Annotated in this window: 9 protein-coding genes and 1 tRNA gene; 3 read left to right on the top strand and 7 right to left on the bottom strand. The window is 74.2% G+C overall.

The annotated features are described in order from the left end of the window. Nucleotides 1-17: 17 nt before the first annotated feature. The 6 genes from selB to fdh all read right to left on the bottom strand — a co-directional run bounded on the left by selB (nt 18) and on the right by fdh (nt 8,784). Nucleotides 18-1,775, bottom strand: coding sequence for a selenocysteine-specific translation elongation factor (gene selB, locus ACWCHM_RS11735; protein WP_454222432.1), 1,758 nt, complete (start codon nt 1,773-1,775; stop codon nt 18-20). Between the two features lie 2 nt (nt 1,776-1,777). Next, on the bottom strand, nt 1,778-3,076 hold the full coding sequence (selA, locus tag ACWCHM_RS11730; RefSeq protein WP_454222431.1) for an L-seryl-tRNA(Sec) selenium transferase: 1,299 nt from the start codon (nt 3,074-3,076) through the stop codon (nt 1,778-1,780). A 21-nt stretch (nt 3,077-3,097) separates the two neighbouring features. Further along, nucleotides 3,098-3,193 (bottom strand) — tRNA-Sec (locus ACWCHM_RS11725). A 44-nt stretch (nt 3,194-3,237) separates the two neighbouring features. Then, a complete protein-coding gene (nrfD, locus tag ACWCHM_RS11720; protein ID WP_281897477.1) occupies nt 3,238-4,407 on the bottom strand; it encodes an NrfD/PsrC family molybdoenzyme membrane anchor subunit in 1,170 nt (389 codons plus the stop codon). Next, the gene (locus ACWCHM_RS11715) at nt 4,404-5,486 is read right to left on the bottom strand and encodes a 4Fe-4S dicluster domain-containing protein (protein ID WP_204959764.1); all 1,083 of its coding nucleotides are present in this window, start codon (nt 5,484-5,486) and stop codon (nt 4,404-4,406) included. The genes nrfD and ACWCHM_RS11715 overlap by 4 nt, the downstream gene beginning before the upstream one ends. Then, the gene (fdh, locus tag ACWCHM_RS11710) at nt 5,479-8,784 is read right to left on the bottom strand and encodes a formate dehydrogenase (RefSeq protein WP_454222430.1); all 3,306 of its coding nucleotides are present in this window, start codon (nt 8,782-8,784) and stop codon (nt 5,479-5,481) included. Before fdh ends, ACWCHM_RS11715 begins: the two co-directional genes overlap by 8 nt. 362 nt (nt 8,785-9,146) lie before the next feature. Between fdh and ACWCHM_RS11705 the strand changes: the two genes are divergently transcribed. Then, nucleotides 9,147-9,479 carry a hypothetical protein gene (locus tag ACWCHM_RS11705; RefSeq protein ID WP_281897471.1) on the top strand — a complete coding sequence of 111 codons (333 nt, stop codon included), beginning with the start codon at nt 9,147-9,149 and terminating at the stop codon, nt 9,477-9,479. After that, nucleotides 9,476-10,129: a nucleotidyl transferase AbiEii/AbiGii toxin family protein gene (locus ACWCHM_RS11700; RefSeq protein ID WP_204959760.1), complete on the top strand. Its 654-nt coding sequence runs from the start codon at nt 9,476-9,478 to the stop codon at nt 10,127-10,129. Before ACWCHM_RS11705 ends, ACWCHM_RS11700 begins: the two co-directional genes overlap by 4 nt. A 43-nt stretch (nt 10,130-10,172) precedes the next feature. Here ACWCHM_RS11700 and ACWCHM_RS11695 read toward each other — a convergent pair whose 3' ends face one another. Further along, the gene (locus ACWCHM_RS11695; protein WP_454222429.1) at nt 10,173-11,075 is read right to left on the bottom strand and encodes an SDR family oxidoreductase; all 903 of its coding nucleotides are present in this window, start codon (nt 11,073-11,075) and stop codon (nt 10,173-10,175) included. A 234-nt stretch (nt 11,076-11,309) separates the two neighbouring features. On the opposite strand from ACWCHM_RS11695, the gene ACWCHM_RS11690 reads away from it, so the two are divergent. Then, entirely contained in the window at nt 11,310-13,112 is a 1,803-nt protein-coding gene (locus tag ACWCHM_RS11690; RefSeq protein WP_454222427.1) for a bifunctional metallophosphatase/5'-nucleotidase, read from the top strand. Nucleotides 13,113-13,147: the final 35 nt, after the last annotated feature.

Below are 13,147 nucleotides of genomic sequence, written 5' to 3'. Positions count from 1 at the left end.
ACGCAGACACCTGCCGGTCAACCGGAGCCGACGACCAGCCGGGCGTCGTCGGGCAGCCGACGGGTCACCCCGCGCCGGTCGAGCAGCTCCAGCAGGGGCACCGCCACCCGGCGGGTGGTGTCCAGGGCCTGCCGGGCGGCGCTGAGCGTGAACGGCTGCGGCAGCCGGGCGAGCACCCGCACCGCGGCGTCGGCGGCGTCGGGCAGCAGCACCACGTTGTCGGCCAGCCGCAGCAGCGCACCGGCCCGCACGGCGGCGCCCACCTCCCGGGGGCCCAGGCCCAGCGCGGTGAGCCGGTCGGCCTCCGGGGCGCGGAACGGGTGGGCGGCGAACTCGCCCCGGACCCGGTCGAGGGCGCGGGCCACCGGCTCGGGCAGCCCGGGCACGCCGACGCCGATCCGGCCGACCCGCAGCGTCAACGGCGGCCGGACCAGCGCCTCCACCAGAGCCCGGTCGGGCAGGCCGAGGCGTTGGCGTAACGCCTCGGTCGGGGCGTCCGGCTCCAGCGGGTGCGCCGCCGCCCAGGCGGTCACCTCCTCGACCAGCCGCACCCCCAGCCACCGCCAGTGCCCCGGGTCGGCCAACCAGTCCCCGACGATCGGGGTGGCGTCGCCGGTGACACCCATCCGGGTCAGCTCGGCGGCCCGCACGAGCCGGCGGCGGCGCAGCTCACCGGCCAGGTCGGGACGCCCGTCCAGGTCGGCCAGGACGGCGGCGCGGACGGCGGCGGCGCCCCGACGCGACAGCGGCGGCGGGGCCACGTCCAGCACCGTCACCCCACCGCAGACGTGGTGCCGGCCCGGGTCACGCAGCAACGCCCGGTCCCCGGTCAGCAGCGGCAGCGGACGGTCCAGCCGTAGCCGTACGGTGTCGCCGCCCAGCGGCCGGACCCGGGCGGGAACGGCCGCCGACCCGACGTGCAGGGTCAGCGTGGCCGGCAGGTCACCTGCCGGATCACCGGCCAGCCGCACGTCGACCAGGTCGGTGCGGTGGAACCGGTCGGGGGTGAGCAGCGCGTCGCCGCGCCCGAGCCGTTCCCGGGGCACCCCGCGCAGGTTGACCGCGACCCGGGCCACCGCGGCGACCCGCTGCGCGGGCGTCCCCAGCCGGTGCAGGCCCCGCACCCGGACCGGTTCACCGGTGGTGGCGAGCGTCAACCGGTCGCCGACGCGCAGCTCGCCGCCGCCGAGGGTGCCGGTGACCACGGTGCCGCTGCCCCGGATGGTGAACGCCCTGTCGATCCACAGCCGCACCGGCCGGGCGGTGTCCGGCGCGGGCAGCCGGGCGACCAGCCGGTCCAGGGCGGCGCGCAGCTGCGGCAGGCCCACGCCGGTGACGGCGCTGACCGCCACCGCCTCCACCGCGCCGAGCGAGGTCGCCGCGAGCCGGGCGCGGGCCTGCGCCGTCGCCGGCCCCGGATCGGCCAGGTCGGCCCGGGTCACCACCAGCAGCCCATGGGACACGCCGAGGGCGTGCAGGGCGGCCAGGTGTTCGGCCGACTGCGGCATCCACCCCTCGTCGGCGGCGACCACCACCAGCGCGGCCGGCACCGGCCCCACTCCGGCCAGCATGTTCGGCACGAACCGTTCGTGCCCCGGCACGTCGACGAAGGCGACCGGGTCGCCGCCGGGCAGGGTGGTCCAGGCGAAACCGAGGTCGATGGTCATGCCCCGGCGGCGTTCCTCCGCCCAGCGGTCCGGTTCCATCCCGGTCAACGCCCGGACCAGGGTGGACTTGCCGTGGTCGACGTGCCCGGCGGTGGCGAGGACGTGCATCTCTACTCGGCCGTCCGCAACACCACGTCGCGCAGCGTGTCGTCGGCGTCGGCGGGGACGCAGCGCAGATCCAGCAGCAGTCGTCCCCGGACCACCCGGCCGAGCACCGGTGGATCACCCAGCCGCAGCGCGGCGGCGTACCGTTCGGGCAGGCTCAACGCCCACGAGTCCAGCTCGACGCCGGGTGCGCCGCCCCCGCCGACCACGGCGACGCTGGGCACCACCTCGGCCTTGCGGCCCGCCGCGCCGAGGGCGTCGCGCAGCCGTTCGCAGCGGTCCCGCAGCACGGCCGGGTCGGCGTGCAGGGCGTCGCGGGTCGGGGTGGTCGGCCCGTGCAGGGTGGCCGCCAACGCGGCGAGGGTCAGCTTGTCGACCCGCAGCGCCCGCGCCAGCGGGTGCCGACGCACCAGGTCGACCAGGTCGGCGTCGCCGAGCAGCAGCCCGGCCTGCGGGCCGCCGAGGAGCTTGTCGCCGCTGGCGGTGACCAGGTGCGCCCCGGCCCGCAGGGTGCCCGCCGCGTCCGGCTCGGCGGGCAGCAGCGGATCGGCGGTGAGCAGACCCGAACCGATGTCGACGACCACCGGCACGCCGAGGGTGGCCAGCTCGTCGACCCCGACGGCCGAGGTGAAGCCGGTGACGACGAAGTTGGACGGGTGCACCTTCAGCACGAACCCGGTGTCCGGGCCGACCGCCCGGGCGTAGTCGTCGCGGGTGGTGCGGTTGGTGGTGCCGACCTCGTGCAGCCGGGCACCGGTGCTGGCCAGCAGGTCGGGCAGGCGGAACCCGTCGCCGATCTCCACCAGTTCGCCCCGGCTGACCACGATCTCCCGGCCGGCGGCCAGCGCGGTCGCGGCGAGCACCAGGGCCGCCGCCCCGTTGTTGACCACGTGCACGGCTGCGGCGTCGGGCACCGCGGCGGCCAGCGCGGCCAGCGCGTCGCGGCCCCGCCGGGCCCGGCGGCCGGTGACCAGGTCCAGTTCCACGTCGGTGCTGCCGGCGGCGGCGACCAGCGCGTCGACGGCGGCCGGGGAGAGCACGGCCCGGCCGAGGTTGGTGTGCAGCACCACCCCGGTGGCGTTGAGCACCGCCCGGGGGGTCGGGGCGGGCAGCGCGGCGAGGGCCGCGTCGCGGACCTCGCCGGGGGTGATCTCGCCGTGCCGGGCCCGCTGCTGGGCACGGCCGACGGCCGCTTTGACCCGGGCCCGGCCGAGGGTCGCCACCGCCGCGGCCAACGCCGGATCGGCCAGCAGCGTGTCGGTGCGGGGCACCCGCCGACGCGGATCGGCCGCCGCCTCACCCATGCGTGTCATCCCCCCGGTGGTTGGCGGAGACGGACGGGAATCGAACCCGCCTGGCCCGGATCCCGGACCACACCAGCTTTGAAGGCTGGGAGGGGCACCAGCCGCCTGAACGCCTCCGCCCCCGAGTCAACCACAGGCCCGCCCCGCTGGTGCGGCGGGTGTCAGACCAGCCCGGACTGCCGGCGGCGGAGGCGTTCGCGCTGCGGCAGCACCGTGTACTTCGGATCCCGCGCCGAGGCCACCCCACCGTGGAAGATGCCGAACCGGGTGGCCACCGACGCGGCCAGCAGCGCCGTGCCGGACAGCGCGGACAGCACCCGGCTGCGCCGCCCGGCCAGCGCCCCGACCACCCCGGCGGCGGTGAGCAGCCGACCGGCGCGCAGCAGCCGACCCGCCGTACCGAGTCGGTAGGGCTCACTGAGCAGGCCCAGCCGGGTCTCCACCGAGTGCGCGCCCCACAGCTCCAGGGCCGCCCCGGCCACCGCCATCCGACGGGCCGGCCCGGCCTGGGCGCAGGGCGCGGCGAGCAGCCCCACACCGGCGCCGCTGGCCAGGGCGCTGCCCGCGAAGATGGTCGGCAGCTCCGGGTACGCCTCGTGCCAGGACGGCACCGCCGTGCCGGCCAGCAGCACCCCGGTGTACGTGGCCAGCGCGGGCGCGACGACGGCGGCGGCCAGCCCGGCGGCCTGCCCGGCCGGCGGCAGCAGCCGACGCACCGGGGAGAACACCCCGCGTGCCGGTAGCAGCGGTGCACCCTCGGCGACGGCGGCCAACCCGGCGGCCGGACCGTAGGCGGTGAGGATCCAGGTGCCCACCGACATCGGCGAGGTCGGTTTCGCCACCCGCAGCATGTGGTGGAACCGGGCCGGCCGACCGAGGTCGTGGATCAGGAAGTAGGCGCTGGCGGTGACCGCGCCCAACGCGGTGACCCGACCGGCCCGGCGCAGCGCCGGCCGGCCGGTGAGCTGCCCCCCGGCGGCCAGCAGCGACGACCCGGCGGCCAACCCGCCGGTGAACAGGTACGCGGCGATGTCCCACCGCCACACCGGGGCCTTGAGGATCGGCCGGCCGTAGTAGGAGGTGAACTCCGCCTCCGGCACGCGCAGTTCCTCGCCGCCGCGCCCGCCCCGCCGCCGCGCCACCGGCGGCACGTCCCGGGGCGGTACGACGACCGGCGCGTCGGCGGCGTCGGCCGGGCCGAGGGCTCCGGCCGGCCCGGCACCGACCTTCGCGCCGTGGCCGAGCCGGGTGGAGGAGCGCACGCCGTCGGCCGCGAGCCGGGCACGGAAGCCCCGGAACCGCTCCCCCACCGGGATCCGGCCCGCGCTCACGACGATCCTCCGACGAACGCGGCGACGGCCGCCGCCGTCATGGCCAGCGCCGCCAGCCCGGCCCGCCGCCACATCCGGGGCAGGTCCCGGGTGGTGACCACCGGGTCCGGGGGCAGGCCGTACACCTCGGGCTCGTCGAGGAGGAGGAAGAACGCGCCGTCGCCGCCGACACCGTCGGTCGGGTCGTGGCCGTAGAGCCGGGCTTCCGGCACGCCCCGCTCGTGCAGCGTGGCGACCCGCTGCGCGGCCCGCCCGCGCAGCTCGTCGAGGGGACCGTACTGGATGGACTCGGTCGGGCACGCCTGGGCGCAGGCCGGGGTCATCCCCGCGCCGAGGCGGTCGTAGCACAACGTGCACTTCCACGCCCGGCCGTCGCCCTTGCGCTGATCGATCACCCCGTACGGGCAGGCGGAGATGCAGTAGCCGCAGCCGTTGCAGATGTCCTCCTGCACCACGACGGTGCCGAACTCGGTGCGGAACAGCGACCCGGTGGGGCAGACGTCCAGGCAGGCGGCGTGGGTGCAGTGCTTGCAGACGTCCGACATCATCAGCCAGCGGAAGTCGGTGCGGGACTCGGCACCGGTGCCCCGGCCGGGTGGCGCGGCCCCCGGCATCCCGAGGAACCGGGTGGCCGACCCGGCCGCCGTGGCGTCCGGGGTGGCGGTGGTCGGGCTGGCCATCCGGGCGGCGGCGTCGGGGTCACCCGGGGGTACGCCCGGGGTGGTACCGCCGGTGCTGCCGGTGCCGGCGGCGACCGCCGCCGACGTCGCGGCCGCCGAACCGCCTGTCGGGTTCCCGGCGAACGCCGCGCTGCGGTGCCCGGCCGGGACCGGCTGTTCGACGAAGGCCACGTGCCGCCAGGAGTTCGCGGTCAACGCGCCGGTGTTGTCGTACGACATGCCGAGCAGGTCGAAGCCGGACTCGGGGACGGCGTTCCACTCCTTGCAGGCCACCTCGCAGGCCTTGCAGCCGATACAGACGCTGGTGTCGGTGAAGAACCCCATCCGGGGGCCGGCGGACGTCCAGCCCGCGTCCGGGGCCGGATCGAGCGGGCCGTACAGGCTGTTGCCGTCAGGCATGGTCGGCGCCCTTCTCCCGTGGCCCGTCGTCGCTGCGACCCGCCGGCCGGCGGACCCGGGTCGTCACCGTCGGCGGACGCTCACCGGGCACGATGCCGGCACGTCGACGGTAGTCCTCCACCAGGTCCCGCAACGGCGGGCCGGTCGGTCGCCGGCCCGGCCGGACGTCACAGGTGCCGACCTTGCTCTCCTGGATGAGCACGTTCGGGTCCAGGGTGATGCCGAACAGGTCGTTGGCCGAGTCGCCGGTGACCAGCCCCTCGTACCCGAAGTGGTACGGCAGCCAGAGCTGGTGGATCACCCGACCGTCCACCCGCAACGGGGTGAGCCGGTCGGTGACCAGCACCTTCGCCTCGATCACGGCGCGGGCGCTGATCAGGTGCGCCCAGCCGAGATGGGCCAGCCCCGCCTCGGCGGCCAACTCCGGGGACACCTCCACGAACATCTCCGGTTGCAGCTCGGCCAGCGGGCGCACCGTCCGGCTCATCGCCCCGGCGGTGTGGTGCTCGGTGAGCCGGCTGACCGTGAACACGTACGGGAAGACCTGGCTGTGCTGCTGCGGCGGGCTCGGATTCACCGAGTTCACCGGATGGGCGTAGACCTTGCGGGTGGGGTTGGCCTGCTGGCCGTAGAGCGGGTTACGCATCGGCGACTCCGCCGGCTCGTAGTGCGTCGGCAGCGGACCGTCGAGCACCCCGCTCGGCGCGTACAGCCAGCCCTTGCCGTCGGCCTGCATGACGAACGGGTCGTCGCCGGCCAGCGCCGCCGGGCCCGACGCCCCCTGCGGCGGGCGGTACGTCGGCGGTTTCGTCTTCTCGAAGTCCGGCACGTCGTAGCCGGTCCACTCGCCCGCCTGCGGATCCCACCAGACGTACTTCTTGCGGTCGCTCCACGGGCGGCCCTGCGGGTCGGCCGACGCCCGGTTGTAGAGGATGCGCCGGTTCGCCGGCCACGCCCAACCCCACTGCGCGGCCACCCAGTCCTGCTCGTGCCGGGACTTCCGCCGGGCGGCCTGGTTGACGCCGTCGGCGTAGACGCCGGAGTAGATCCAGCAGCCCACAGCGGTGGAGCCGTCGTCCCTGGCCTCGGTGAACGAGGACAGCGGGCGACCGGTGGCCACGTCGTAGCCGTTGATCTCGCGCAGCACCGACTCGGCGCTCGGCTCGGCGTGCGGGCCGTGCAGGGGGTAGTCCCAGGCCAGGTCGAGCAGGGCGCGGTCGCGCCGGTGGGGGGAGCCGGCCAGTTTCTCCCGCAGCCGCCGCCCCAGGTGGTAGAAGAACCACAGCTCGGAGCGGGCGTCGCCAGGCGGCTCGACGGCCTTGTCCCGCCACTGCAACAGCCGCTGGGTCTGGGTGAAGGTGCCCTCCTTCTCCACGTGCGACGCGGCCGGCAGGAAGAACACCTCGGTGCGGCACTCGGTCGGGACGATCTCGCCGGTGGCCACCTCCGGGCCGTTCTTCCAGAACGTGGCGCTCTCGATCATGAACAGGTCGCGGACCACCAGCCAGTCCAGGTTGGCCATGCCGAGCCGCTGCGCCCGCCCGTGCGCCGAGCCGACCGCCGGGTTCTGGCCGAGCAGGAAGTACCCCTTGATCTTGCCGTCGATCATGTTCAGCACCTGCTGGTAGGTGCCGTGGTCGCCGGTCATCCGGGGCAGGTGGTCGTAGCAGAAGTCGTTCTCCGGCGTCGCCGCGTCCCCCCAGTACGCCGTGAGCAGGCTCGCCGCGTACGCCCGCGCGTTGCCCCAGAAACCCTTCTGCCCGGGGTGGCGGATGCTGTCCACCCAGTCGTCGAACGTCGGGTGGTCGGCGTGGTGCGGCATCGGCAGATAGCCGGGCAGCAGGTTGAACAGCGTCGGGATGTCGGTGGAGCCCTGGATGCTGGCGTGCCCGCGCAACGCCAGGATGCCACCACCCGGACGACCCATGTTGCCCAGCAGCAACTGGATGATCGCCCCGGTGCGGATGTACTGCACGCCGACGCTGTGCTGGGTCCAGCCCACCGAGTAGACCAGGGCGCCGGTGCGGTCCCGGCCGGAGTTCTCCGTCCAGGCCCGCGCCAGCTCCAGGAATTTCTCCCGGGGGATGCCGCAGACCCGCTCCACCATCTCCGGGGTGTAGCGGGCGAAGTGCCGGCGCAGGATCTGGTAGACGCAGCGCGGATGCTGGAGCGTCTCGTCCCGTTGGGCCTGCCCGTGCACCTGCGCGCCGTGCGACTCGTGCCGCAGGCCGGCCGCGCTGTCGCGTTCCTTGGCGGTGTGCCCGCTGCCGGAGTCCCCCTCGTGCCCGGCGTACTGCCAGCTGGTCTGCACGTAGCTGTCGGTGTTCGGGTCGTAGCCGGAGAACAGGCCGTCGCCGTCCTCGGTGTCGGCGAACTGCTCGCTGACGATCGTCGCCGCGTTGGTGTACGCCAGCACGTACTCCCGGAAGTCCAGCTCGTTGTCCAGGATGTAGCGCACCACCCCACCGAGCAGGGCGATGTCGGTGCCCGCCCGGATCGGCAGGTACGCGTCGGCCACCGCGCTGGTGCGGGTGAACCGGGGATCGACGTGGAAGACCTTCGCGCCGCGCCGCTTGGCCTCCATGACCCACTGGAAGCCCACCGGATGGGCCTCGGCCATGTTCGACCCCTGGATGACGATGACGTCAGCGTTGGCGAGGTCCTGTTGGAAGTCCGTCGCGCCACCGCGACCGAAGCTGGCCCCCAGACCGGGGACGGTGGCGGAGTGTCAAATGCGGGCCTGGTTCTCGATCTGGAGTGCCCCCATCGCGGTGAACAGCTTCTTGATGAGGTAGTTCTCCTCGTTGTCCAGCGTCGCCCCGCCGAGGCTGGAGATGCCCAGCGTGCGGTGCAGTGGCCGGCCGTCGCCGTCGACGTCCTCCCAGGTCTGCTCGCGGGCGGCGAGGACCCGATCGGCGATCATGTCCAGCGCGGTGTCGAGGTCCAGGTCTTCCCAGTCGGTGGAATACGGCCGGCGGTAGCGGACCGTGGTCTGCCGCAGCGGGCTGGTCACCAGGCTCCGGCTGGCCGAGCCCTTCGGGCAGAGCCGCCCCCGGGAGATCGGGCTGTCCGGGTCGCCCTCGATCTGGGTGACCTGCCCGTCGGAGACGTACACCCGCTGCCCGCAGCCGACCGCGCAGTACGGGCAGACCGAGCGGACCACCCGGTCGGCGGTCTCGGTGCGGGCGGTCAACCCGGCGGACCGGTCCGACTGCGCCGCCGCGCCCCGGCCGAGCGGGTCGGTGCCGGTGAGCTGCCGGTAGACCGGCCAGCCCGCGATGAAGGTACGCAGACCCACCGCGCCCCTCCCTCCCCGCCTGATCCGACCCTCTGAACATAGGCCAGCGGGGCGGAGGATGCGAGGATCTTTGCCCACCGACACGGCGCTGCCCCCGACCGGTCCGGTCGGGGGCAGCGATCACGGTGTCGGAGCGCCGGTGTGCATGTCGCCTCTCGGCGCGTGGCGCAACGCGGCTCCAGCCGAACGGAACTCCGCGACGGCAATTCAGGTGAGGCCCGGGGACACTGGACACACCGACGCTCCTGCCCACCAGGATACCCCGCGTCGGCCGTGCCCGCCGGGTCGCGACGGGCCCGGCCGACGACGTCCTGCGGAAAGCCGCGTGCCGGAGCAGGTCGCGGCGGCGTTACCCTGACAGCATGCAGGCCACCCTGGCGACCGCCACCCCGCTGGCCCGGCCGGGTCGGCCGGTGGTGGTGGCGCGCACCCTGGCGGAGCTGACCGGCCCCACGGGCGGGACGGTGGAGCTGCCGGTGCGGCTGATGTGGAGCAGCGAGCGCACGTTCGACCTGGCCGACCCGGACGACCTGCTCTGGCTGTACGAGAACGTGCTGCGCGAGACCACCCGCGCCGACGACCTGCGGGCGTTGATCGACGGACGCACCCTGCGCCGGGTGTGGCGACGGCTCAACCTGCCCCGGGGGGTCCGGTCGGCCTGGGAGAGCCGGCACCGGGGTCTGCGGACCGCGTGACCCACCTGCACGACTTCTACCGGGAGGTCGCCCGGGTCGCCCTCACCGCGGCCGGGCCGCACCGGTTCGTCCTCGGCGGCGGGGTGGCGTGGGCGGCGCACGGCCTGGTCACCCGCCCCACCGAGGACGTCGACCTGTTCGCCGACGTGGAGGGGGCCGCCGAGGCCGCGGCGGCGGAGGTGTGCGCCGCGCTGGAACGTGCCGGGTACACCGTCGCGGCGGCCGACCCGGACAGCGACCTCGGTGACCTGTTCGAGGGCTTCGACCGGGACATCCGGGACTTCGTGGTCGGCCGGGACGACCGGCAGATCCGGCTCAGCCTGGCCCGCCTCGACCGGTACCGCTCGCCGGTGGTGATGGACCTCGGCCCGGTGATGGACGTCCGCGACCTGATCGCCAACAAGACCGCCGCCCTGGTCAACCGGCGGGAGGCCCGCGACTACATCGACGTCGCCGCCGCGCTGGCGCAGTACCCGGTCGCCGAGCTGCTGAGGCTGGCCCGGCAGGTGGACCCGGCGCTGGCCGACGAGGACGTCCGGGCCGCCGGCCGCTACCTGGACCGGCTGCCGGACCGGCGGCTCGCCCGCTACGGCCTGGACCCGGCGCGGATCGCGCAGGTCCGCCGCCGGCTGGCCGACTGGCCCCGCTGACCGCCGGGCCGGGGCCGGCGTCCCGGCCCGGCGGTCAGGTGGATCACTTGGTGAACCGGCCGCCGGTCACGCCCAGGATCTCCCCGGTGACGTAGCTGGACTCCTGCGAGGCGAAGAAGACGTACGCGGGGGCCAGTTCGGCGGGCTGCCCGGCCCGGCCCAGCGGGGTGTCGGTGCCGAACTTCTCCACCTTCTCAGGCGGCATGGTCGCCGGGATCAGCGGCGTCCAGATCGGGCCGGGCGCGACCGCGTTGACCCGGATGCCCCGGTCGGCGAGCTGCGCGGCGAGCCCCTTGGTGAAGTTGGCGATGCCCGCCTTGGTGGTGGCGTAGTCCAGCAGCGGCGGCGACGGGTCGTACGCCTGGATGGAGGTGGTGTTGATGATCGTCGCGCCCTCCTTCAGGTGCGGCAGGGCGCTGCGGCACAGCCAGAACATCGCGTACAGGTTGGTCTTCATCACCCGGTCGAACTGGTCGGTGCTGATCGCCTCGATGCCGTCGTCCTGGGCCATCTGGTAGGCCGCGTTGTTCACCAGGATGTCCAGGCCACCGAGTTCGGTCACCGTCCGGTCGACCAGGTCACGGCAGTGCTGCTCGTCGGTCAGGTCGGTGCGCACCGCGACCCCACGCCGGCCGGCCTGCTCGACCAGCCGGACCGTCTCCCGGGCGTCGGCGTCCTCGTCCTCGTCGAGGTAGGACACCACCACGTCGGCGCCCTCCCGGGCGAACGCGATCGCCACCGCCCGGCCGATGCCCGAGTCACCGCCGGTGATCAGGGCCCGCTTGCCCGCCAACCGGTCACTGCCCCGGTACGACGACTCGCCGTGGTCGGGCTCCGGCCCCATCCGGTCGGTCCGGCCGGGCGTCGACTGCTGCTGCGCCGGTTGACCCTCCTGGTGGCCGTACTGGGCGTTCGGGTCCTGCGGGGTGTACTGGTCCTGGCTCACCGTGCGGCTCCCCTGTCTGGTTTGGTCCCTTCTGGGTCACCTGGTCACCTACCCCCGCGGACCGGCCGGAAACAACCCGCGCCGGGCGCCTGACGACGCCCGTGTGACAGGCGGGTGACCGTCGACGGCGCGGTGGCCGAACAGTGCGGGCCACTGTGGCAGGAGTGACCGCTGCTCGTTATGGTGCGCAACGGCGCTTACGAGGCGCGTCCATCCCCGTCGAAGGGCACCCCCATGACCTCCTCCTCCGGCGCTTCGCGCCGTCAGGTGCTGGCCGTCGCCGCCGCCGCGGCCACCGCCCCGCTGATCGCCGGCGCGCCGGCCCGGGCGGCCGGGCGGCAGGGCCCGAAGGGTCCGAAGACCTGGGACCTGACCGTCCTGGGCACCTCGGACACCCACGGCAACGTCTACAACTGGGACTACTACCGCGACGCCGAGTTCGACGACAGCAAGCACAACGACGTCGGGATCGCCAAGCTCGCCACCCTGGTCAACCAGATCCGCGCCGAGCGCCGGGGCCGGGCCACCCTGGTCCTCGACGCCGGCGACACCATCCAGGGCACCCCGCTGGCCACGTACTACGCCAAGCAGGAGCCGATCACCGTCACCGGCGCGACGCACCCGATGGCCCGCGCGATGAACATCCTGCGGTACGACGCCGTGACGCTGGGCAACCACGAGTTCAACTACGGGCTGCCGCTGCTGGCGACCTGGATCGACCAGTTGGGCTTCCCGGCGCTGGCCGCGAACGCGGTGAACGCGAGGACCGGTAGGCCGGCGTTCCAGCCGTACGTGCTCAAGCGGGTGCGGCCCGGCGGCCCCGGCTCGCCGACCCTGATCGTGGGCATCCTCGGCCTGACCAACCCCGGGGTGGCCATCTGGGACAAGGGCAACGTCGAGGGCAAGCTGGTCTTCCCCGACATGGTGGAGACCGCCGCGAAATGGGTGCCGGTCATGCGGGCCCGGGGCGCGGACCTGGTCATCATCTCCGCCCACGGTGGCGACAGCGGCACCTCCAGCTACGGCCCGGAGCTGCCCAACGAGAACCCGGTGGCGTTGATCGCCCAACAGGTCCCCGGCATCGACGCGATCCTGTTCGGCCACGCCCACAACGAGGTGGTCGAGAAGTTCGTCACCAACACCGCCACCGGCGCGCAGGTGCTCACCGCCGAACCGTCCAAGTGGGGGCAACGGCTGACCCGGATGGACTTCACCCTGACCCGGGAGCGGGGCCGCTGGAAGGTCGTCGCCAAGGGCGCCACCATGCTCAACACCAACACCGTGGTCGAGGACCCGACGGTGCTCGCCGCCGTGCGGGGCCAGCACGACAAGACCGTCGGGTACGTCAACACGGTGGTCGCCCGGTCCACGCAGGAACTGTCGGCCGCCGAGTCGCGTTACCGGGACACCCCGATCCTCGACTTCATCAACCACGTGCAGACCGAGGTGGTCACCGCCGCGCTCACCGGCGGCCCGTACGCGGCGCTGCCGGTGCTGTCGATCGCCGCGCCGTTCAGCCGCACCGCCGTCTTCCCGCAGGGCGACGTGCGCATCCGCGACGTCGCCGGGCTGTACGTCTACGACAACACCCTGGAGGCGGTGGTGCTCACCGGCGCCGAGGTGAAGGCGTACCTGGAGTACTCGGCGAAGTACTTCACCACGCTGCCCGTCGGCGCACCCGTCGACCCGGCGACGATCAGCGACCCGGCCGTGCCCGACTACAACTACGACGTGATCTCCGGGCTGGACTACGACGTCGACGTCTCCCGGCCGGTCGGGCAGCGGATCACCCGGCTGGTGCTGCCCGGCACCGACACCCCGGTCGCCGCCGACGCGCAGTTCGTGGTCGCGGTGAACAACTACCGGCGCAGCGGCGGCGGGAACTTCCCCGGCATCGTGAAGACCCAGGTCTACAACGCGCAGCAGGAGATCCGCCAGCTGCTCATCGACTGGGCACAGGCCAAGGGCACCATCGACCCGGCCGACTTCTTCGTGCCGAACTGGCGGCTGGTCCGCGCGGGCGTGCCGGTCTTCTGAGCCGCCCGGCCGTCGCTTCGACGCCGGCCGGCCGC

The sequence above is a fragment of the Micromonospora sp. SCSIO 07396 genome, assembly GCF_053667945.1.
Note: the sequence above shows the minus strand (reverse complement) of the source record. Positions and strands in the feature narration are given on the sequence as shown.

Bases quoted from the DNA above. Each gene is read 5' to 3' on its own strand.
- selB (WP_454222432.1), bottom strand. From the start codon at position 1,775: ATGCACGTCCTCGCCACCGCCGGGCACGTCGACCACGGCAAGTCCACC.
- selA (WP_454222431.1), bottom strand. From the start codon at position 3,076: ATGGGTGAGGCGGCGGCCGATCCGCGTCGGCGGGTGCCCCGCACCGAC.
- ACWCHM_RS11715 (WP_204959764.1), bottom strand. From the start codon at position 5,486: ATGCCTGACGGCAACAGCCTGTACGGCCCGCTCGATCCGGCCCCGGAC.
- ACWCHM_RS11705 (WP_281897471.1), top strand. From the start codon at position 9,147: ATGCAGGCCACCCTGGCGACCGCCACCCCGCTGGCCCGGCCGGGTCGG.
- ACWCHM_RS11690 (WP_454222427.1), top strand. From the start codon at position 11,310: ATGACCTCCTCCTCCGGCGCTTCGCGCCGTCAGGTGCTGGCCGTCGCC.